Annotated in this window: 13 protein-coding genes; 4 read left to right on the forward strand and 9 right to left on the reverse strand. The window is 43.5% G+C overall.

The features are described from left to right. The first annotated feature begins 477 nt into the window (after positions 1-477). Both gltB and AB6735_RS02920 read left to right on the forward strand, forming a co-directional pair. Positions 478-4995 carry a glutamate synthase large subunit gene (gene gltB, locus AB6735_RS02915; RefSeq protein WP_370994328.1) on the forward strand — a complete coding sequence of 1506 codons (4518 nt, stop codon included), beginning with the start codon at positions 478-480 and terminating at the stop codon, positions 4993-4995. Between the two features lie 6 nt (positions 4996-5001). Further along, on the forward strand, positions 5002-6480 hold the full coding sequence (locus AB6735_RS02920) for a glutamate synthase subunit beta (RefSeq protein ID WP_370994329.1): 1479 nt from the start codon (positions 5002-5004) through the stop codon (positions 6478-6480). A gap of 175 nt (positions 6481-6655) precedes the next feature. On the opposite strand, the gene AB6735_RS02925 is transcribed toward AB6735_RS02920, so the two are convergent. From AB6735_RS02925 to AB6735_RS02940, 4 genes are all read right to left on the reverse strand, one after another. Beyond that, the gene (locus tag AB6735_RS02925) at positions 6656-7093 is read right to left on the reverse strand and encodes a carboxymuconolactone decarboxylase family protein (protein ID WP_370994330.1); all 438 of its coding nucleotides are present in this window, start codon (positions 7091-7093) and stop codon (positions 6656-6658) included. Positions 7094-7175: 82 nt separating this feature from the next. Then, positions 7176-7748 (reverse strand): Crp/Fnr family transcriptional regulator, encoded by a 573-nt coding sequence (locus AB6735_RS02930; RefSeq protein ID WP_370994331.1) that lies wholly within the window; start codon positions 7746-7748, stop codon positions 7176-7178. 115 nt (positions 7749-7863) lie between these two features. Next, on the reverse strand, positions 7864-8289 hold the full coding sequence (locus AB6735_RS02935) for an SRPBCC domain-containing protein (RefSeq protein WP_370994332.1): 426 nt from the start codon (positions 8287-8289) through the stop codon (positions 7864-7866). Between the two features lie 59 nt (positions 8290-8348). Then, complete coding sequence (locus AB6735_RS02940) at positions 8349-8681, reverse strand: ArsR/SmtB family transcription factor (protein ID WP_370994333.1); 333 nt, start codon at positions 8679-8681, stop codon at positions 8349-8351. A 175-nt stretch (positions 8682-8856) separates the two neighbouring features. Here AB6735_RS02940 and AB6735_RS02945 point away from each other — a divergent pair, with 175 nt between their 5' ends. Then, positions 8857-9390, forward strand: coding sequence for a DUF4142 domain-containing protein (locus AB6735_RS02945; protein ID WP_370994334.1), 534 nt, complete (start codon positions 8857-8859; stop codon positions 9388-9390). On the opposite strand, the gene AB6735_RS02950 is transcribed toward AB6735_RS02945, so the two are convergent. From AB6735_RS02950 to AB6735_RS02970, 5 genes are all read right to left on the reverse strand, one after another. Beyond that, positions 9382-10584 carry a DUF763 domain-containing protein gene (locus AB6735_RS02950; protein ID WP_370994335.1) on the reverse strand — a complete coding sequence of 401 codons (1203 nt, stop codon included), beginning with the start codon at positions 10582-10584 and terminating at the stop codon, positions 9382-9384. The genes AB6735_RS02945 and AB6735_RS02950 overlap by 9 nt on opposite strands. Positions 10585-10908: 324 nt before the next feature. After that, positions 10909-12822 (reverse strand): long-chain fatty acid--CoA ligase, encoded by a 1914-nt coding sequence (locus AB6735_RS02955; protein ID WP_370994336.1) that lies wholly within the window; start codon positions 12820-12822, stop codon positions 10909-10911. Between the two features lie 380 nt (positions 12823-13202). Continuing rightward, on the reverse strand, positions 13203-13799 hold the full coding sequence (locus tag AB6735_RS02960) for a short chain dehydrogenase (RefSeq protein WP_370994337.1): 597 nt from the start codon (positions 13797-13799) through the stop codon (positions 13203-13205). A gap of 581 nt (positions 13800-14380) precedes the next feature. Beyond that, entirely contained in the window at positions 14381-15412 is a 1032-nt protein-coding gene (locus tag AB6735_RS02965; RefSeq protein WP_370994338.1) for a family 43 glycosylhydrolase, read from the reverse strand. 18 nt (positions 15413-15430) lie between these two features. After that, the gene (locus tag AB6735_RS02970; RefSeq protein WP_370994339.1) at positions 15431-19423 is read right to left on the reverse strand and encodes a two-component regulator propeller domain-containing protein; all 3993 of its coding nucleotides are present in this window, start codon (positions 19421-19423) and stop codon (positions 15431-15433) included. Between the two features lie 193 nt (positions 19424-19616). Between AB6735_RS02970 and AB6735_RS02975 the strand changes: the two genes are divergently transcribed. Then, the gene (locus AB6735_RS02975) at positions 19617-22841 is read left to right on the forward strand and encodes a SusC/RagA family TonB-linked outer membrane protein (RefSeq protein ID WP_370994340.1); all 3225 of its coding nucleotides are present in this window, start codon (positions 19617-19619) and stop codon (positions 22839-22841) included. Positions 22842-22865: the final 24 nt, after the last annotated feature.

Genomic DNA, 22865 nt, shown 5'->3' on the forward strand with positions numbered 1-22865 from the left:
CAACTATTGCCTTTTTTTAAAGAATATGAATAAAATTTCATCCAAAACTTGTTTTTCAACATAGAAGATTGCTTCGTGCCTCGCAATGACGTACTTTTTTTAATACTCTTTCCCCAAGCGATAATTAGAAGTGATACCTTAATGTAAATAATACACTACGTTAAATTAGGCGTTACCCTATAGAATACATAGATAAATTACACAAAATTTAATTCTGTTATAACAAAAATTACCGTTGCTATAATTGAATATTGCTTTGTTTGTGCAACTTTATATCGATTCTAAATAAGAAAACTAAGCGTTTCATTTTCTAAATCATAATATTCTGTATTTTTTGTTACCGATTTGTTAAATAAACATTACTTCGGTAATGGATTTTTTAGATATTTTAAAAAATAACCGATAATTTTATAATTTATGTAGTATTTAGTAATTTCGTAGTTACACCCTTTTTATAAAACTGGTTTAAATTTTACGATGAATCAAACTGAGAGCAACCAGGGCCTTTACCGGCCAGAATTTGAACACGACTCCTGCGGAACAGGATTTATAACCAATATTAACGGTCATAAATCATACCAGATCATTGACGATGCGCTAACTATGTTGGAGAACATGGAACACCGCGGCGCTTGCGGATGCGATCCTGAAACTGGCGACGGCGCAGGTATACTGATACAATTACCACATGAATTTTTGATGGAAGAATGCTCAAACCTGGAGATCAGCCTGCCTGAGCCGGGTGAGTATGGTGTGGGGATGATATTTTTTCCGAAAGATTCGGCACAAAAGAAAGCCTGCCGTAAGGTAATTACCAATGCTATTGAAAAATTAGGTATGCATGCCTTAGGTTATCGCAAAGTAACCGTTAACTCCATGGCAGTGGGCGAAACCGCCCGTCATTCTGAACCGGATGTGGAACAAATATTTATTGGCAGGCCCAATCATATTACCAATGCCGATGATTTTGAACGTAAACTGTTTGTATTAAGAAGGTATATTTATAAAACCATTACCGAAACGGTACCCGGAGCTCCGGAATATTTTTATTTCACCTCACTATCATGCAAAACCCTTGTTTACAAGGGTATGGTGACTACCTTTCAGCTGCGTAAATACTATTCAGACTTGAACGATCCGCGTATCGCGTCTGGCTTTGCCATGATCCACTCGCGTTTCTCAACCAATACATTCCCGTCATGGAAACTGGCGCAACCTTTCCGCCTGATTGCCCATAACGGCGAGATCAATACCCTTACCGGTAACTTAAACTGGTTTTACTCCGGTTTAAAATCTTATGCTTCGACTTATTTTAGCGCCGAAGAAATGGAAATGATCATGCCGGTGATCGATAATAACCAGTCTGACTCTGCCTGTCTGGATAATATCATCGAGATCCTGTTGCACTCCGGTCGTTCATTACCACATGTAATGATGATGCTGATCCCCGAAGCATGGGATGGCAACGAACAAATGGACCCGATTAAAAAAGCATTTTACGAATACCATGCTACCTTAATGGAGCCATGGGATGGCCCTGCCGCTATCAGCTTTACCGATGGTAAACTGGTTGGCGCTGTGCTTGACCGTAATGGTTTGCGCCCGCTGCGTTATGTGATCACCAATGATGGCCGTGTAATTGCCGCTTCCGAAGCCGGTACTTTAGCTATCGACGAGAGCACCGTATTGCGTAAAGGCCGTTTACAGCCAGGCAAAATGTTGCTGATCGATACTGAGCAGGCCCGCATTATTACCGACGAAGAAATTAAACAACAAATTGCTTCACAGCAGCCTTATGGCCGCTGGCTGGAGAACTATAAAATAAACCTGAGCGAACTGGCCGAACCACGCCTGGCATTTGCGCCATTGTCTGAACCGGCGGTGTTCCGCTACCAGCAGGTGTTTGGTTACAGCCGCGAGGACATCGACACCATCATTAAACCGATGGCGATTGATGGTAAAGAGCCCGTAGGTTCAATGGGGACGGATGTGCCATTGGCTATCCTGTCTGACAAGCCACAGCACCTGTCGAGCTATTTTAAACAATTTTTTGCCCAGGTTACCAATCCGCCGATAGATCCTATCCGCGAGCGTTTGGTAATGAGTTTGGCTACCTTCATTGGTAACAACGGTAATTTGTTGGATGAAGATAAAATGCACTGCCATTGCGTAGTGTTGAAACACCCGATATTAAAAAATCACCAGTTAGAAAAACTCCGCAGTATTGATACCGGTTTGTTCCATGCTAAAACCCTGCAAACTTATTTTAATGCTGATGGCATGCCGGGTTCGCTGGAAAAAGGTATAGCCAGGCTTTGCCGTTATGCCGAGGACGCGGTTGATGACGGTTTTGAGGTATTGATCCTGTCAGATCGTGCTGTTGATTCTGAACATGCGCCTATACCATCGTTACTGGCGGTATCTGCTGTTCACCATCATTTGGTTAAAATTGGTCGCCGTGGCGCGGTAGGTTTGGTTGTAGAAACCGGCGATGCCTGGGAAGTACACCATTTTGCCTGCCTGCTGGCTTTTGGTGCAACTGCTATTAACCCATACCTGGCCCTATCAACCATTGAAACTATTAAAAACAATGGTAGCCTGGAAACCAGTCTGGATATCAAATACCTGCAAAAGAATTATGTAAAATCTGTAAATGATGGCTTGCTGAAGATATTCTCCAAAATGGGAATCTCTACCTTGCAATCATACCACGGATCGCAGGTGTTTGAAATATTAGGTTTAAACAAGTCGGTTGTCGACCGTTATTTTTCTGGTGCAGTTACCCGTATAGGCGGCTTAGGCCTGGATGAAATTGCCCGCGAAGCGCTTTGCAAACATCGTATCGGCTTTAGCGCCAAAGCAGCTGATAATTTACTGCCCGAAGGTGGTATCTATCAGTGGAAACGCCGTGGTGAAGCACACTTATTTAACCCAACAACGGTACACTTATTACAGCACGCTACCCGTACCAATGATTACGAGGTATATAAAAAGTACGCTAAGGAAATCAACGAGCAAACCGAAAAGCATTTCACCATACGTGGTCTGCTTGATTTTGCCCATCACCGTGAAGCTATCAGCATTGATGAGGTTGAACCGGCCGAAAACATCATGAAACGCTTTGCTACAGGCGCCATGTCGTTCGGCTCTATCTCGCACGAGGCGCACAGCACTATGGCTATCGCCATGAACCGCATTGGTGGTAAAAGTAATACCGGCGAAGGTGGTGAGGACGAAATGCGCTACGAAGTATTGCCAAATGGCGATTCTATGCGTTCGGCCATCAAACAGATCGCTTCGGCACGTTTTGGAGTAACCTCCAACTATTTGACCAATGCTGATGAACTGCAGATAAAAATGGCTCAGGGTGCAAAACCAGGCGAAGGCGGGCAATTACCTGGTCATAAAGTTGATGACTGGATCGCTAAAACCCGTCACTCAACACCGGGTGTTGGTTTGATATCGCCGCCGCCGCACCACGATATTTATTCTATCGAGGATCTGGCCCAGTTGATATTCGACTTAAAGAATGCTAACCGTGCCGCGCGTATCAACGTAAAACTGGTTTCAAAAGCCGGTGTGGGTACTATTGCAGCGGGTGTTGCCAAAGCACATGCCGATGTGATCCTGATTGCCGGATACGATGGCGGTACAGGTGCATCACCTATAAGTTCTGTAAAACACGCGGGCTTACCATGGGAGCTTGGTTTAACCGAGGCTCACCAAACACTGGTACGCAACAAACTGCGCAGCCGTGTGGTACTGCAAACAGATGGTCAGTTAAAAACCGGCAGGGATTTGGCTATTGCCGCCCTGATGGGTGCCGAAGAATGGGGTGTGGCTACCGCTGCCCTTGTTGCCGGTGGCTGTATCATGATGCGTAAATGCCACCTGAACACTTGTCCGGTAGGTGTGGCCACTCAGGATCCTGAACTGAGAAAACTATTCTCGGGCAAACCTGAACATGTAGTGAACCTGTTCCGTTTTATGGCTGAAGAATTACGTGAGATCATGGCCGAACTCGGCTTCCGTACCATTCATGAAATGGTTGGCCGTGTTCAGTTCCTGAAAGTAAAAGACCACCTGGATAACTGGAAAGCCAAAAAGATCGATCTATCCGGCATCCTGCACCCGGTAACCAATACCAAAGGCATGACCCTGTATAACAGCGAAAGCCAGGATCATGGCATGGCCGATATACTGGATTGGAAACTGGTTGAAAGCGCAAAAGCTGCTTTAGAAGATAAAACACCTGTGTTCGCGTCATTTGATGTGATCAATGTTAACCGTACCATTGGTACTTTGTTATCAAACGAGGTATCTAAAAAATATGGATCGGCAGGATTACCTGATAACACTATCAACTATAAATTCAAAGGCTCGGCCGGACAAAGTTTTGGCGCGTTTGCAACCAAAGGTTTATCCTTTGAGCTGGAAGGCGAAGCCAATGACTATGTAGGTAAAGGTTTATCAGGCGCACAGCTGGCTATTTACCCGGCAGCCAATGCCACCTTTGTACCAAAAGACAATATCATCATTGGTAACGTGGCCTTATACGGCGCTACATCCGGCGAGTTGTTTATCGGCGGTATGGCAGGCGAGCGTTTCGCGGTGCGCAACTCTGGTGCTACTACAGTTGTTGAGGGTATAGGCGATCACGGTTGCGAATACATGACCGGTGGCCGTGCACTGATACTGGGACAAACAGGCCGTAACTTCGCGGCAGGTATGAGCGGTGGATTAGCCTGGGTGTACAATCCCGAAGGTACTTTTGCCGAAAACTGCAACACCGAGATGGTTGATCTTGATCCACTATCGTTACAGGACACCGAGCAGATACAGACACTGTTACGCAAGCACATCAGCCTAACCGGCAGTAAGCTTGCACAGCAAATACTGAAAGACTGGGCACTGGCATCTACACAATTTGTGAAGGTATATCCAAAAGAGTATAAAAAAGCAATAGAGAAATTACAATATCAAACAATAGGCTAAATTTCAATGGGAAAACCAACAGGATTTCAGGAGTTTAACAGGGAATTACCAACCAAGGTTCCCGCTGCTGAACGCGTAAAGAACTATAAAGAGTTTGTTAATTTATATACAGACGAAAAGCTGAACCAGCAATCGGCCAGGTGTATGAATTGCGGTATTCCGTTTTGCCATTCGGGATGCCCGCTGGGAAATATTATTCCAGAGTTTAACGATGCGGTGTATCGTAAAAACTGGGAAGAGGCTTATCATATTTTGTCGTCAACCAATAACTTCCCTGAGTTTACAGGTCGTATATGCCCCGCTCCATGTGAGTCGGCATGTGTGCTGGGTATCAACAAACCCGCTGTAGCTATTGAGGAAATTGAAAAACATATTATCGAGATCGCTTACCAGAAAAACCTGGTAAAACAAACCGCACCATTGGTTAAAACCGGTAAAAAGGTAGCTGTGGTAGGTTCAGGTCCGGCAGGACTGGCTGCTGCTGCTCAGTTAACAAAAGCAGGGCACGCGGTTACCGTTTACGAACGTGATGATAAACCAGGAGGCCTGTTACGTTATGGCATCCCCGATTTTAAACTGGAAAAATGGGTGGTAGAGCGTCGTATCGAGGTGATGGAAAAAGATGGCGTTGTATTTAAATTAAACAGCGAGGTTGGTGTTAACGTAGCTGCCGATGAACTGGTACGTAATAACGATGCCGTTGTTTTGGCAGGTGGTTCAACCATACCGCGTAACCTCAACATCCCGGGCCGTGAGTTAAAAGGTATCCACTTTGCGATGGATTTTTTGAAACAGCAAAATAAGCGGGTGAGCGACATCCAGGTTAAGGGCGAAGATATTCTGGTGAACGGTAAAGATGTGGTAGTGATTGGCGGTGGTGATACCGGTTCTGATTGCGTGGGTACATCAAACCGCCAGGGTGCAAGCTCTATCAAACAGTTTGAGGTGATGTTTCAACCACCTGAGCAACGCACCAAGCACATGCCATGGCCAACTTACCCTATGATCATGAAAACTACCAGCTCGCACGAAGAAGGCGCTGAGCGTTTCTGGGGTGTAAATACACTGGAGTTTTTAGGCGACGAAGAAGGTAACCTAAGAGCGCTTAAGGTAGTTGACGTAGAATGGGAGCAGGATTTTCTGGGTCGCCCGGTAAAATTCAATATCGTAGAAGGATCTGAGCGCGAAATACCTTGTCAGCGTGTATTCCTGGCTATGGGCTTTTTACATCCACAGCATGAAGGTCTGATCCAACAGTTAGGTGTGGAGCTTGATGAGCGTAAAAACGTAAAAGCAAAAGAAGGTGTTTACCGTACCAATGTAAGCAAAGTATTTACAGCTGGCGATATGCGCCGCGGACAATCACTGGTGGTATGGGCTATATCTGAGGGCCGCGAAACCGCCCGCAAGGTTGATGAGTTTTTGATGGGGCACTCCGTGCTCGAAAGCAAAGACGCTGTTAACCAATTTGACCAAGTATTTTAATTAGCGTGTTCTAATTTGAATTATAAATCCAAATCCAAAAGCCGGACTCTTGAAAAAGACCCGGCTTTTTTGGTTATTGAAGTTTCTTGTCATGCTGAACGGAGTGAAGCATCTGTTATGCGACATGTATACTGAAGAAGATACTTCGTTCCTCAGGATGACAAATGAGATAGACTTACAAACCTGGCTGCATACCTGTAGCAATACCGATCCGGTTCCAGGCGCTGATGTTAATAATGGCCATGATTACCTGGGCCAGGTATTTTTCGCCCAAGATGCGTTCTGCTTCTTCATAGGTTTTGTCAGATACATGGTTTTGTATCAGGGTAACTTCTTCGGTTAAGGCCAGTATAGCACGTTCTTCTTCAGTAAAGAAAGGGGTTTCGCGCCAGGCGTTCAGGGCATAAATACGTTGTTCGGTTTCGCCAGCTTTGCGGGCATCCTTGGTGTGCATATCGATACAGTAGGCACAGCCGTTTATTTGCGAAGCACGTATTTTGATCAGCTCTTTATGGGTTTTGGTTAAGCTGCTGTTTTCAATATAGGTGTTTAAAACACCTAATGCCTTGTATGCTTCAGGATCTACTTTGGGGATTAAAATTCTTGGTTTCATTTTCTTTGTTTTTTGTGATATCCAAAGGTCCGGACAAAGACCGCCTCAAAAAATGAATCAAGATTAAGAAATACCGGGTTGGTTAAACTTTTTTTGCCCGTATTTTGCTCATAAACTGCGGGGTAAAACCCAGGTAGGAGGCCAGCATATATTGCGGTATGCGCTGTATAAAATCAGGAAATAAGCTGCTGAAATGACGATAGCGCTCTTCGTCGCTCATGCTGTAAATGTATTCGATGCGCTTTTGCGAGGCGGTAAAGGCTCTTTGCTGCACTATCCGGAAATAACGCTCCAATTGTGGGGCTTTTTCAAAAAGCTCCTCGAGCTTGAGTTTGCTGATGCTGATAACCTCGGAATTTTCAACAGCCTGAATATAATAGCTGGATGGTTTGCCGCTCTCCAGGCTGCCATGATCACTCATCCACCAGTTTTCAATCGCAAACTGGGTTATTTGTTCGTTGAGTTTTTTGTTGATGAAATACAGGCGCAGGCAACCTTTGCTTACAAAATATAGCTCGCGGCAGATGTGATCTGGCTGTAGCAGGAAAGTTTTCTTTTTAACGGATTTTATAGTAACTGCCTGATTGATCAGTTCTTCATCAGCCTCGTCAAGCTTCACGAACTTTTTGATATGGTTGGTAAGATTGTTCAGCATAACGTTCATTCGAAGATAATAAGAATTACGGTACCCTGTATAGGAGACACATGTAATGTGTCTCTACGTTTTGGTTCGGTAGGGACGCATCACATGCGTCTATTGATATTTTCGATTATGCCTTCTCTACATATTCCTTCAGCATACGACCAACAATCTCGGTCCAGCCGGCGGTAAAGCTTTCTCTGGCGAAATCTTTTAGTGGCGGGAAGGTTTCCAGACCGGTATGGGTTAATACAAGCCTGGTTTTATCGCCCTCGGGGAATAATTCCCAGGTAACCACGGAGTCACCCTCATAATCTCTGTATCGCCAGGTATGTGCAAGTTTTTTGCCTTCAATAACCTCAATCACACGGCACAAGTGTACATATGTTTTTTCTTCACTTCCGCCAGTGAAAGTAAATTCAAAGCCTACTACCGGTTTAAAATCAGGTATATCAAAATACCATTCCTTCATTTTGTTGTTGTCGGTAATAGCCTCCCATACTCTTTCAGTAGGGGCGTTATAAACACGGTCTATCACAAATGGTTGTGCGCTCATAAATGTTTATTTTTTGGTTTATAATTATTGATTTAACTTTTTGCTTTTAGCTTTCAGCTTTATGCCTTCAGCTTTTCGCTTCCGTTTTCTTTATCCAGAAAATCGCCCAGGGCATCCAGTTTTTGCATCCAGAACTGGCGGTATTGTTCGGCCCAGTCGGTTACTTCCTGTAGCTGGCGCAGATCGGCCTGGCAAAAACGTTCCCGGCCTTGTTGTTTAATCACCAGCAAACCACACTCGGTTAGTATTTTAATATGTTTTGATACTGCCGGGCGACTGATGTTAAAATTATCGGCCAGGGCATTTAAATTCATATTGCTGTGAGCAATCAAATTGATGATCTCGCGCCGTGTAGGATCAGCAATGGCTTTAAAAACGTCTCTTTGAAGCATAGTTAATAGTATTTGAAACCGTTAGGTTACAAATATAAATGAAACCTTTTGGTTACACAACAAGAAAATGAAAAAAAATACGTAACAATTGGAATGCATAAACCGATAATGGATGCTTTGATTAAACCTATAGGATTAAATTTTGTTAAGCTTTATATAAGATACACACAAGTAAATGAAGCAGATAGCAGGAATATTAATGGGACTGATCACACTGGTTTGGGTACAGGGTTGCACAGATCGCAAGCGTCCCAGTAATTATAACAATGAACCTACCGTAAATGCAAGGGAAGAAGCTTTTTTAAAAGACGCTACGGAGGCCAGCCAGGCTGTTGTTAAAATTTCGGATCTGGCGATGTCTAATTCAAAAAACCTGCAGATTATCCGGTTTGCAAAAGTGATGATGGATAAGCACACACAGCTTGGCACTGATTTAAAAAAACTTGCGACCGATAATTTTGTAACATCAGAAGATTCCTTGAATACCGCTCACCAACAATTAATTACTGATCTTGAAAAAAAACAGGCAAAGCAGTTTGATAATGCCTATTTACAGGAAATAATTAATGAATACGAACCGGAGATCAAACGATACACTTTTGCCAGCCACTACCCAAATGCCAATGTAGCCGACTTTGCCAAACAAAAGCTATCGGTTTTGCAGGCACAATTAGATTCGGCAAAGGCCATTGCTACGGTATTAAAATAACTTTAATTGCTGCTGTACAGGCGGTTTGGCCCGGCCCATTACCGTACGACCACCATATTTCCAGGAATCCTCACGTTCGCGGGCTATTACCTGTTCAAAATTGGCGTTCGGAGTAAAATCCTTTTCGGCATTCTCGGCTATTTTCGACAGACGTTTGATGGCCTCGTTCTTTTCTGATTGACCCAGTTTGGCTTTGTAGATCGCGTTTTGCAAAGTGCCAATGGTTTCGTCATAAACTTTGGTTGGTACGGGGAAGGGGTGGCCATCCTTACCACCATGCGCGAACGAAAACCTGGCCGGATCTTTAAACCGTGATGGCGTGCCATGTATCACCTCGCTTACCAATGCCAGCGACTGTAAGGTCCGCGGACCTAATCCCTGTAACAATAACAGCTCTTCAAAATCGGCAGGTTGCTTTTCATGAGCCAGCCATAATACAGCGCCCAATCGTTTCAGGTCGACATCCTTTGCGGTTACATGATGGTGGCCAGGCATTACCAGTTTATTGATCTCCCGTAACATCTGCTCCGGATTTTCGCCGGCTATTTGCATTACGCCGTTGCGGGAGCTGTCGGCCTGCTGATCAGTCATGTTGAGGATAAGGCCATGATTTTGCCCATAAATAAAGGTATGTGGATCGTTAACAAAAGAGGTCAATTGTTCCGAATGCCAGTGATATCTGCGTGCGGTATGGCTTTCGGCGCTCATGCCTTGCTGCACTACGGCCCATTTGCCGGTATCGCTCAGGATAAAATTATGTGTGTAAAGCTGAAAGCCGTCTTGTATTGCGGTATTATCCACCTTAGCGCTCAGTTTGCTGCATTTAACCAGGTGGTTACCGTCGAGTCCTATAGTTTCACTGATCTTTATCAACTCGGCCGGGGTTTGTTTGGAGTACTTGCCTTTACCGCCGCAAATATAAATGCCCAGCTCACGGCTATGTGGGTTAATGGCCCTTTTGAGCGCGCCCATCACCGAAGTGGTAATACCCGACGAATGCCAGTCCATCCCCATCACCGCGCCCAGGCTCTGAAACCAGAAAGGATCACTCAGGCGGCGTAGTACCTCGTCTTTGCCATAATCCAGCACTATATTTTCCACCACAGTCAGGCCCAGCTTAGCCATACGCTCGGCAAGCCATTGCGGCACATAACCATAATGTAAAGGCAGATCTGCACTCCCTGATCGTTTCATACTAACAAAGTTAGCAAAAAAGACCGTTGATTTTTCTTTTGATTACATTGATTTCGTTGATTTTTTTGAGTCTTTTCTTCTCCACGCGTCATTGCGTGGTACGAAGCAAAAGAGCCTCACCCAACCCTCTCCAAAGGAGAGGGCTTTAAAATGTTTTTTTTGAAGTCTCCCCCTTTGGGGGAGATTTAGAGGGGGCTAACGTGGTGGCTAAACAAAAAGAGACACATGTGATGTGTCTCTACGAATAATATAATTAAGCTGCGCTCGCAACGACGTTGTGGTTAATCCATCAGCGAAATCAACGTAATCAAAAAAATCAGCGGTCTAATCAGCTTCTGTTTCCTGGAGATACATTTCGTCAATGTCGGCAGCGTATTTCTTTTCGATCACCTTGCGTTTGGCTTTCATGGTAGGGGTTATCTCGCCATCGTCCATGCTAAATGGGTTACGTTTTACTTTGAATGCCTTGATGCGCTCAAACTTAGCCAGCTCGTTGCTCAGCTTGCGCAGATCCTGACCGATCCAGTCAACCAGTTCTTTGTCTTCAATAAACACATCTGGCTGTTCAAAAAACGCGTCTTTTAAATCAAATGTTTCCTGCATGGTTTCGCGCGATGGTACAATGATGGCGGTAATGTACTCGCGTTTATCGCCCACTAAAAATATCTGTTCAATTTTAGGGCTTTTGAGGTAGGTGTTCTCTACAGGGGTAGGATATATATTTTTGCCGTAGGCATTTACCAGCATGTTTTTTAAGCGGTCGGTTATTTGCAGGTTACCGCGATAAAACCTGCCAATATCGCCGGTGTGGAACCAGCCGTCCTTATCAATTACGGTAGCAGTTTCTTCGGGTTTGTTCCAGTAGCCTTTCATTACGCAATGCCCGCGAACGATGATCTCACCTTCTTCCGATTGCAGGTCTTCCTTAAAATTATCATGCGTTTGAATGGTATAAATGTGCTGTGTTTCTACATTCTGAATAGCCACCTCAATACCCGGAATAATACGACCAACGGTGCCATATATTACCCGGTGATATTCGGTAACGGCCATAACCGGCGATGTTTCTGTTAAGCCAAAGCCTTCCAGTATCACAATACCCAGGTCGCCAAAAAACTCGCCGATATTGCGTGGTAAAGCACCTCCGCCCGAAACCATAAATTTTAGGCGACCGCCGGTTTTCTCCTTGATCTTGCTGAACACCAGTTTCTCGGCAATTTTATGCTGATTTTTTAAAATAAGGCCCGGTTTTTTGCCGGCTTCCTGAACCAGGCGGTATTTTTTACCGATCTCCAGTGCCCAAAGGAATATTTTTGATTTTACGCCTCCGGCAGATGTGCCGTTTTTGATAGCCTTATCATGGATGCGCTCCAGCAAGCGTGGCACGCAGCAAAGTACAGTTGGTTTCACTTCGGCCATGTTTTTGGCCAGCAGCTCCAGGCTTTGCGCAAAGGCGATAGTACAACCTTTCGACAGGCAAATATGATAGGTAGCTGTACGCTCAAACACGTGCGACAGCGGAAGGAACGACAGGAACAGATCTGTTTTCTCGATGTACGGGATCTGGATCAAACTGTTGATCACGTTTTGGGTAAGGTTGTGATGTGTTAACATAACCCCTTTGGGGATACCCGTAGTGCCCGAAGTATAGATCAAGCAGGAAATATCGGTAGTTAAAATAGCTTCGCGGGCAGCGCCGATGGCATGTTTATATTGCTCAACCAGGGCAAGACCTTCCTGTATCACTTGATCAAAGCCAATCACCCCGGCATTCAGATTTACTTTATCGCTGTATTTTTCAAAATCGTCAAAAGCCGGTATAATGCGGATCAGCGCCTCGCAGTTATTGGCTACCCTTAAAACTTTCCGCAACAGAAAAGGGTTGCCTACCAAAATGGTTTTGGCGCCCGAATCGTTCAGAATATATTCGATCTCGCTTTCGCTAAGCGTAGGGTAGATGGAGGTGTTGATAGCGCCGATCTGCTGCAGGGCCTGATCATAATAAACATAATCCGGACCGTTCTCGATAATGAGCGAAAGACGATCGCCTTTTTGTACACCCATCCGCAGGAACCAGGCCGATATGGCGTCAATTTTTTCTAATGCCTGTTTATAAGTTATTTCAACCCAGGTATCTTTTACCTTGTGCATTAAAAAAGTATGGCTATCGGGATGGATATTGGCTACAACATTACGTATAAAGCCGGGAACAGTTGACGATTCGATTAACTGGCTCATTAAATTAAAAAGGATTTACAGACATCAAACTTATGTTTTTTAAACCTAAAACTCAAATGAAATGATGTATATCCCTACTTTGGGGAGGTGGAGGTGTGATTGGATTAGGCAGCGCGTAATCATAAAAAATATTTGTCATTCTGAACGGAGTGAAGAATTCGCCGATTCAAGCGTCCACGCTTGAATCCAAACCTAATGTAAGCGTCTACGCTTAAGGTTATTAAAAAGTAAGCGTGGACGCTTACCAAAAACAATCTCCAAGCGTGAACGCTTGGATAGGCGGGTGAATTTGAGTAGACCTCACCTAAATCCTCTCCAAAGGAGAGGATTTTACTTAGCATATTTATTATAGCTCTCCTTTGGAGAGGGTTGGGGTGAGGTTACCAAACCTGTATCACCTGCCCGGTTAAGGCGCCAAAAACGCTTTTGTAATAGGCGTTGGCTACTTTATCCATAGTTACGGGGATATGGCCCGGGAAGTAGGGGAAATAGCCCGGAGCATCCTCTACCACGCCGGCACTGATGGCGTTGATGCGTACACCGTTTTCCAATTCAATAGCGGCAGCTTTAGCAAAAGAATTAATTGCCCCGTTCACGGTGCTCAGGTTGGCGCCAAGCACAATAGGATCATCTGCCAGGATACCTGAGGTGAGCGTGAACGAGCCTTTAGGGTTGATATGATGCTGACCGATGAGCACCAGATTTACCTGTCCCAGCAATTTGTTTTGCAGGCCAAGGTCGAAATCTTTAGCGGTCATGGTTTTAAGCGGACCAAAATGCGCGCTGCCAGTAACGCTCACCAGTGCGTCGAAACTGCCCGTTTGTTTGTAAAATGCTTCGATGGACTCTGTACTGGTAATATCCACTTGTATATCGCCGCTTTTGGAACCTGCTGTGATGATCTCATTTTCGCCGCGAAGGGCCTCTGTTACTTTTTTGCCTATAGTGCCGCTGGCACCAACAATAATTATTTTCATACAGGATGCGTGTTTATTTAGATGTTAATGGTTTGGATTTAAATAATACACGCCATTTTAAGCATAAAGTTTTATAGAAAAATGATAATGGTGTCAAAAAAATGACCCGACAAAAAATAACGTCATTGGAGCGAAGCGTGGCAATCCCCAATTAGTAGGGGCGCTCTGTAAGTAGGGGATTGCCACATCGTTCCTCCTCGCAATGATGCGCGGAGGGATTCTTAGTCTCACTTTCAGCGCAAGTAGAGGGATGCCAGGGTAAGTTGGTAGTGTTAAACCAGACAAAACTCCGCCACCAAATCTTCCAATAACTTTTTGTATATTGTATTTACAACACAGCCCGGTCTCCTTTTTGGACGACCGGGCTGTTTGGTTAAGACAAAATGAGGTCAAAAAAAGACTTTTTGTATTTAGTTATTTGATAATCAGAAAATTAATACTTTTTAAAGTTTCAAAAACTCATTAAAACCACGTTAAAATTTGTTAAAAAGTGTTAAAATCGATGTTTTTGAATGAGTTTTTGCATGTTTTTACGCCGTTTTTGAGCAGAAATTTGTTAAAATTCAAGGTTTAAAAAGTTTTTACTCAGCTGGTACCGGCAAAGGCTCTCCCGTTTTGAGGGGCGCATCAAAATTTGGCGAACCATCTTTATTCCAGGTGAATTTTTGCGCCCGCGGAGAGCGATCATGCCCGCAACCCTGGCCAGGTTTGGAATTGGCATGGTACAGTATCCAGTCCTCCTTACCATTTGGCGATTTAAAAAATGAATTGTGCCCTGGCGCGTAAACACCATTCTCCGGCGACTGTTTAAAAACAGGCTCTGGTGATTTTCTCCAGGAGGCGGCATTAAGTAAATTGCTGCTGGCAGTGGTACTGAGCATTCCCAAGGCATAATAATCTGTCCAGCAACCGCTTGCGGAGTATATCAGGAATAGTTTGTTGCCATGTTTTAGTATCTCCGGGCCTTCGTTCACATTTACATGGGCCGGATTTTTGTCGTCATGTAGGTCGCCATATTTTTCCCAGGCGTATTCAGGGCTTGATATTTTCACCCTTTCGCTACTAACGGTGTATGGATCCTTCATTTTGGCGATATAGATATTCTGCTGACCGTTGGTATCACCTTCCCAGCCGGCCCAGATCAGGTAAAGCTGGCCCTTATTCTCAAATACCGAACCATCGATGGCCCATTTGTTGGTACTGTCGCTAATTTGTCCCTTGAATGTCCATTCGCCTTGTAGTGGATCGGCAGAGGCGTTTTCCAGTACGTATAAACGGTGGTGGTTGTTATCGCCATCATCGGCAGCAAAATACATATACCATTTCCCCTTCAAAAAATGGAGTTCGGGAGCCCATAGTTCTTTAGAATGTGTTGTACCGGTGGGCGGTGTCCAGATCACTTTTTTCTCCGCTTTATCCAAATCCGTGATCTGTTTAGTTTTCCAGATCACGAGATTGCTACCGGTCGAGTTGGTATAGTAATAATAATCATTGCGGTAAATAACCCATGGATCGGCACCTGATGGTAGCAATGGATTGGTAAAAGTACGTTGAGCCATGCAGGCAATGATGCTGAGTATAAAAAGGCAAAAAGTAAGAGATAACTTTTTCATATATAGTGGTATAGGTATTTAATTGACCGGTCGGGTTTTGAGGTTTTTTTTGTTTTGCTGATACTCGGAAGGGGTAGTGCCAAACTGTTTCAGGAAGTTTCGCCCCAGGTGTGATTGCGAGCTGTAGCCCACCATGGCAGCCACTTCGTAAATTTTATAATCACCATCTTCAAGCAGTTTGGCGGCAGCTTTTAGCCGTGTAATGTTGATGAGCTCATTTATGGTAAGATTTGATATGGCTTTTACCTTACGATATAAAGTGGGTTTGCTCATGTTCATTAAGCTGGCAATTTGCTCCACATCAAGCTCAGGGTTCTGGATGTTTTTGTTGATAGCTGCGTTTAGCCGATCCAGAAAGCTTTCATCGGGCTTGGAGTAAGCCATGGTATTGATACCCGCCAGCGGCGAACTGGCAAAGTGCTCCCGGATCTTGCTGCGGTTAATTAACAAGTTGGCTATCTGTACCTGTAAATGTTCAGGAGAGAATGGCTTTTCGATATAGGCATCGGCACCAACTTCGAGACCCTCTATCTTGCTTTGCAGGGTGTTTTTGGCTGTAAGCAGTATAATGGGAATATGGCTATGATCAAAGTTAGTTTTGATTCTTTTGCACAGTTCAAAGCCATCCATTACAGGCATCATCACGTCACTAATAATAAGTTGAATGCTCTCGATCTCGATCATGTCCAATGCTTCCTGACCGTTCAAGGCTTTAATGACCGAATATTTTTCGCTCAGGTCGTCCGAAATAAAATCGAGTATCTCGGGGTTATCGTCCACTAAAAGTATAATTGGTTTCATAAAGTCAAAATCCTCCTCTTTGGTTTTATCAGTTAGTTCATAATCATTGGGTATATTATACAGATCAAATTCTTCATCCTGATGTATGGGCAGGGTTAATAAAAATGTGTTCAAGTCACCAATGGGTTTGTTCAATACCAGTACACCTTTATGCAGCCCGGCGAGAGAGCGTGAAAGGGAGAGCCCGATACCTGTTCCGATCTGTTTTTCAGATTCTTTGAGGCGAAAGAATGGCTCAAATATTTTTTCGCGCATTTCGTAAGGAACGATGTAGCCATTGTTTCTGATCTCGATAGAAAATGTGCCCTCATCAGGTTGAAGCTCCAGCAATTCCACTTCAACCACCGAGCGGCCATACTTGATAGCGTTGTTAATGAGGTTACTTATAATTTTGGTGAAAGCCTCAATGTCTACATAAGCGTACAGGCTCTTTGGCGGGTGCTTAAGTTCATAGTGAATGCTTTTTTGCTCGGCCAAGGGCTTAAACCTTAAAAAGGTATCGGCAAGTAATTCGGTGATGTCGGTTTTAACAAAGCTGAGGCTAAAACCATTGGTTTCGGTTTTCCGGAAATCAAGCAGTTGGTTAGTCAACTCCAACAAACGATTGGTGTTTTTTTCCATGATCTGCAGGTTATGCTGGATCTCCGGAACGCTGCCTGCTTTTTTGATCACTTTTTCCATCGGCCCTTTTATTAAGGTAAGTGGTGTACGTATTTCATGGGCCACATTAGTGAAAAATTCTATTTTGGCATTATAGATCTGCTTTTCTTTGTCGTTTTCCAGGATTTCGATAAGTCGTTTGTTCTTGTCGCGGGTCTTAATGTGGTATTGCCTTAGTATATAATACATGGCAAACAGTATCAATAGCATATAAACCATATAAGCCCAAATGCTTTCCCAGAAAGGAGGTGTTATGGTGATATCGAGCCTTGCTTCTTGGGATAACCATTGCCCGCTGTTATTGGCCGCTTTAACAATAAAAGTGTATTGACCTGGCCTTAATTGCGTAAAGTATACTTTACGGTTGGTTTTTAAGAAAGTCCACCCTTTATCAAGTCCCTTCATCATGTATTTATACTGGGTCATCTCGGGTGAAGGGTAACTTAATGCCGCGAAATCAATACTGAATGAGGATTGATTATGATTAAGATTGAGTTGTTTGGTACTGATGATTGATTGATGAAGCAGAGAATCGTGGCCATTAACGGAGATCTCCTGGTTATGCACCTGTATCCCGGTGATATATACCGGCGCTACAAAATCGTTTATTTTAAACTGCGAGGGGTTAAAGCTTACCATGCCTTTTACACAGCCAAAATACATGGTGCCATCAGTATCTTTAAAGGCCGAGTTATAGTTAAACTGATCGCTCAGCAAACCGCTGGCTTTAGTATATACCTTGATGCTTTTGGCCGGGATATTTAAACATACTAATCCACGGGTAGTACTTATCCAAAGGTTTTTATGAGCGTCTTCCAATATCCGGAACACATAGTTGCTGGGGAAGCCATTGCTGAGATCGTAAAACTTAAAGGTTTTTTGTGCAAGGTTATAGTTCCATAAACCCAGACCTTCCGTGGCAAACCAAAGCCGATGATCACTGTCTTCAAAAATGCCATTAACCGTACTGTTGTCCAGTGCACTGGTTATGCCATGCACATCCCTTAACTTGTAACCCGAATTTTTTTCCGGATCATAAAAATAAACACCATCGTGCACCGTACCTACCCATATCTTTCCATTGTGATCTTCGGTAATACTGTAAATAAAATCATGAGTGGGTACACCGTTAATCTGTGTAAAATCTTTGGTAGCAATATTGTATCTGTAGAGCCCCTGCGTTGTACCTACCAGGATAAGGCCTGATCTTGTTTTACAAAAGGTAATAACGAAATTACTTTTAAGCATGTTTTTAGCATTGCCTGCCAGGTAATATCTAATCACTTTACCACTGGGAATATCCAGGATATTTAATCCCCGCTCCAGTGTGCCAATAAACAGCTCATTGCCATTGGCCATTAAGCCGTGTATATTGGTGTTTGATATGGTGTTTTTACCACCGGGGTAATAATGCGTCCAGGTATGTTTGTCAGGGCTTAGTTTGTTCAGTCCATTATCTTCGGTACCCATCCACAGGTTACCATATTGGTCTTTACATATTTCGCGTACTACATTGCCCTGTAAACCCGTTTTGTCATACCCTGGATAAAACTTATTGAAAGCGGAGTATTGCTTGGGATAATAATTTACTCCGCCAAAATAGGTTCCGGCCCAGAGCCCGCCTTCTGAGTCTTTGTAAACCGTATACACAGCATTGTCTGATATGGAGTAGGGGTCATTAAATTGTTTTTTCAGATTAGTGAATGTGGCTTTTTGTGTATCATAAATGAATATGCCCGATTCGGTGGCTATCCAGAATTCATGGTCGTTATATTTTACAAAATCACGCACATATATCTCGGTATTATTGGAATTATAGGTTAGCAGGTCGCAATAAGTGCCGTTCGAAGAGTCAAATTCTTTAATACCTTGATTGGTGGTGCCAATGAGTATTTGGTTACCTGAACTGTATATTTTTTCGATAAATTTTGAAGCAACTGGTGGCGAGTTTTTAAATACACTATAACTGCTGAAAGAGCGTGTTACAGTATCCAGTTTTTCTAAACTACCAGATGTTGACGATACCCAAATATCACCAGAGCCATTGACGGTTACAGAAGTAGCGTCAAAATGTTGAAAAGGCCTGTAATCAATTATTTTTCCAGTCTTTTTATCATACTTCATTAACGCCGACCGGGAAACAAACCAACAGTTATAAAATTGATCTGTCACCATGTATCTGATAGCGTTGTTGTTTGAGGTGAGATGTATAAAGCTTTCTGTTTGAGGGTTATATTTGTCGAGCCCGTGGTCTGTACCTATCCAGAAGCTGCCATCCTTATCCAGGCAAAGGGTATGAACCATATTACCCGAAATGCTTTTTTTATCTTTTGCATCATGCCTGAAAGTTTTAAAGGAATAACCGTCAAACCGATTGAGCCCATCCTTGGTTCCAAGCCACAGAAAGCCACGCTTGTCCTGCGTAATGCAGTAAACGGTATTGTTTGACAACCCCTGTTCAACTTGATAATGCCTGAAATAGTACGATTGTGCTTTACAGATATTAAATAACAGGAGTAATAATAAAGAAGTTAAAAATACAGGTTTCAAAATCGTTCAATAAGCAAATATAACCATTCTGGGCAAGCGTTTTCGTTACGGTAAAAAATGATACGTTTTGACTAATAATTGATATGATTTGGTTAATAGGCGGGGGCTAAAATGCTTTTTCTTTACAGTATGATTTAAATCTGTCAAACCTACATTTTAAATCAAAATACTTAACCAATTAAATAAATCATTTATGAGAAAAATTTTACTACTCAAACAAGTAGATTATTTCCGCTTGCAATGGCCGCCCAGTAAATGGAGCCCAAAATTAGCATTGATTGCTTTTATGCTATGCCTGCTTACCTCATTTTCTGCATCAGCTCAAAATAAGTTTAAGGTAAGCGGTACAGTGACTGATACCACGGGCGAGGTGCTTACCGGGGTAGCCATCCGGGTGCAAGGAACGCAGGTGGGCACAGCAACAGACATCAAAGGAAAGTTTACCCTCAGTGTTCCCGACGCTAATGGCACCCTTGTTCTGAGTTACATTGGCTTTGTAACAGCCGAGATCCCGATCAATGGCAGATCAGTTATTGCTGTTCGTTTGAAATCAAATAATTCAGCGCTTCAGGAAGTAGTGGTAACAGGTTATGGTACACAAAAAAGGGCATCGATAACAGGGGCCATCTCCAGTGTAACCAGTAAGGATATTGAACGCGTGCATGGTGGTTCTACCGTTAGTACGGGTTTGGCAGGTAAAATACCGGGCGTAACTTTCAGGCAGGCAGAAGGACGACCAGGAGCCAGTGCCAGCGTGCAGATCCGTAATTTGGGCGCCCCATTATATGTAATTGATGGAATTCAGCAGGATGAGGGCCAGTTTAATAATCTGGCACCAAATGATGTGGAAAGTATCTCGGTACTAAAAGATGCATCAGCGGCTATTTATGGTGTACGTGCCGGAAACGGTGTGGTGGTGGTAACCACTAAAAGAGGATCAGGCGAGGGGCGCATCAATATCGACTCTTATCTGGGTTTTCAATCATGGGACAGATTCCCCAACGTATTGACTAATTCCTATGATTATATGAAAGCGTTGGCCGCGGCACAGGTAATTACCAACGGCAGCACCTCTATTACCGATGCCGAACTGGCAAAGTATAAGGCCGGTACAGAACCCGGATACCAGAGTTTTAACTGGAAACCATTTGTATTGGCAAACTCAGGTGCTCCACTAAATTCGTTCCATGCCGATTTTACCGGGGGCAATGAGAAGGTTACCTATTACGTAGCTGGAACTCATTTGACCCAAAACTCACCAGCCGGAGCTGAATACCTTTTCAGACGTACCAATATCCAATCAAATGTAAAGGCAAGGGTAGCTGCCGGTCTTTCAGTGAGCATGAATATTAACGGCCGGATAGAAACACGCGAAAATCCTGGTGTTCCCGGTGGTGACGATTATTTTTTAGCAAAACTGGGGATATTAGAAAATACTCCTTTAGATAGGCCTTATGCCAATGACAACCCGGCCTATTTGCGCGATAACGGTCCACACACCGAAGCCAACTACGCGTTTCTAAATGACAAGCTTTCGGGTATCTGGCACCAGGACTGGCGGGTATTGCAAACCAATTTCGAAGCTGAGTATATTATCCCTGGTATAAAGGGACTTACAGCCAAGTACGACTATTCTTATTACTATGCCGACGAGTTATTAAACAACCATGAGTATACTTACAATGCCTATACCTATAACCAACAAACTGGTAATTATGATATAACCCATGCCGTTACCAACCCATGGCGTGAGCGTGAGCAACGAAAAGAGCTTAGCACTACAACCCAGTTGCAGTTAAGTTATAATAATACTTTTGGTAAAAGCACCATTGGCGCTACGTTGGTTAACGAACGTATCCATAAAGAGCACTTGAGGAACTGGCTGCATGCTAACCCCATATCAAACAACCTGCCCCTGATCTATTTCCCAACTATGGATCAGTATCAGGATAGTGATGATTCTGAGGCCCGCATAGGTTATGTAGCGCGTTTCAATTACAATTATGATAACCGGTATTATTTAGAAGCACTCGGCAGAAGAGATGCATCCTACTTATTTGACCCGGCTCACCGCGTTGGTTATTTTCCGGGTGTATCCGTAGGATGGCGTATCACCAACGAAGGTTTTATGAAAAAGCTGCTGGGTGATAATAGTTTACTGAATGACTTGAAATTCAGGGCTTCATACGGTGTACTTGGTGACGACAGAAGCCCTTATGACGCGAGCGGAAATACACCTATCGTAACGCCGTATGCTTATTTGCCAGGTTATAATTACGCAAACGGAGCAGCCGGTAATGTAGCCATATTGGATGGTAACCCGGTCTCTACATCGCTCAATAAAGGTGTCCCCATTACTAACGTATCCTGGATGAAAAGTAAAATATTTAACGTAGGCGCCGATTTTAGCCTGTTAAATAACAAGTTGACCGGTGCTATTGAGTATTTTAAAAGATCACGTTCCCAGATTGTTGGAGACAATCATAATGTAGTATTACCTACAGAAGTAGGTTTTAATTTACCCCAAATCAACGAGAATACCGATTTACAGCGTGGTGTTGAAATATCCCTGGCATACAACAACAAAATTGGCCAAGTGAGCTATAACATCAGCGGAAACTTCTCTTATAGCCGTAAAAAAACAGGTACTTTTGCCGATACCCCTTTTGGCAACTCGCTGGATGAATACTTCCGCTCACAAAACAACCGTACTGCCAATATTGCCTGGGGATACCAGGTTATCGGGCAGTTTACCTCTGCCGATCAGATCAATGGTTATAAAGTAAATGAAGACGGAAAAGGTAATAGCACTGTACTACCCGGAGATTTAATTTATAAAGATCAAAATGGCGACGGTAAAATTGATGGTAACGATTCCCGCCCTATAGGTTACGGCCTGGGATCGCAGCCTAATACGAACTTTGGTTTTTCACTGGGATTGGGCTATAAAGGTTTTGACTTTCATGCCGACTTTTCTGGCGGAGCAGGTTATTCATGGAACCAGAACTGGGAATCAAGATGGGCCTTCCAGAATAATGGCAACTTAAATACCATTTTTCTGGATAGCTGGCACCTGAGTAACCCTAATGATTTGAATAGTACCTGGGTATCCGGCAAATACCCTGTGAACCGGAATAACGTAGGTACTAATCATTACGATTACTCTTCAAATTCTACTTTCTGGTTACATAACGTGAAATATTTAAGAGCACGTACAATTGAAATAGGTTACTCTTTACCAAAAGACCTGTTAGCGAAAGTGAAAATTAAAAGGGCGAGGTTTTATGCCAACGTATATAACCTGTTTTCGATAGACAACCTGCGTCAGTATGGCGTTGATCCGGAAGTTAATGATGATAATGGTTTGCAAACGCCGCAAAGCAGGGTTTATAACTTTGGTGTTAACCTAACCTTTTAATAAAAACATTAAGTAAAATATTCA

The organism is Mucilaginibacter sp. RCC_168 (assembly GCF_041355315.1).
GTDB lineage: Bacteria > Bacteroidota > Bacteroidia > Sphingobacteriales > Sphingobacteriaceae > Mucilaginibacter.

Excerpts from the sequence above, each read along its gene's own strand:
- gltB (WP_370994328.1), top strand. The coding sequence starts at position 478 with ATGAATCAAACTGAGAGCAACCAGGGCCTTTACCGGCCAGAATTTGAA.
- AB6735_RS02920 (WP_370994329.1), top strand. The coding sequence starts at position 5,002 with ATGGGAAAACCAACAGGATTTCAGGAGTTTAACAGGGAATTACCAACC.
- AB6735_RS02925 (WP_370994330.1), bottom strand. The coding sequence starts at position 7,093 with ATGAAACCAAGAATTTTAATCCCCAAAGTAGATCCTGAAGCATACAAG.
- AB6735_RS02930 (WP_370994331.1), bottom strand. The coding sequence starts at position 7,748 with ATGCTGAACAATCTTACCAACCATATCAAAAAGTTCGTGAAGCTTGAC.
- AB6735_RS02935 (WP_370994332.1), bottom strand. The coding sequence starts at position 8,289 with ATGAGCGCACAACCATTTGTGATAGACCGTGTTTATAACGCCCCTACT.
- AB6735_RS02940 (WP_370994333.1), bottom strand. The coding sequence starts at position 8,681 with ATGCTTCAAAGAGACGTTTTTAAAGCCATTGCTGATCCTACACGGCGC.
- AB6735_RS02945 (WP_370994334.1), top strand. The coding sequence starts at position 8,857 with ATGAAGCAGATAGCAGGAATATTAATGGGACTGATCACACTGGTTTGG.
- AB6735_RS02950 (WP_370994335.1), bottom strand. The coding sequence starts at position 10,584 with ATGAAACGATCAGGGAGTGCAGATCTGCCTTTACATTATGGTTATGTG.
- AB6735_RS02955 (WP_370994336.1), bottom strand. The coding sequence starts at position 12,822 with ATGAGCCAGTTAATCGAATCGTCAACTGTTCCCGGCTTTATACGTAAT.
- AB6735_RS02960 (WP_370994337.1), bottom strand. The coding sequence starts at position 13,799 with ATGAAAATAATTATTGTTGGTGCCAGCGGCACTATAGGCAAAAAAGTA.
- AB6735_RS02965 (WP_370994338.1), bottom strand. The coding sequence starts at position 15,412 with ATGAAAAAGTTATCTCTTACTTTTTGCCTTTTTATACTCAGCATCATT.
- AB6735_RS02975 (WP_370994340.1), top strand. The coding sequence starts at position 19,617 with ATGAGAAAAATTTTACTACTCAAACAAGTAGATTATTTCCGCTTGCAA.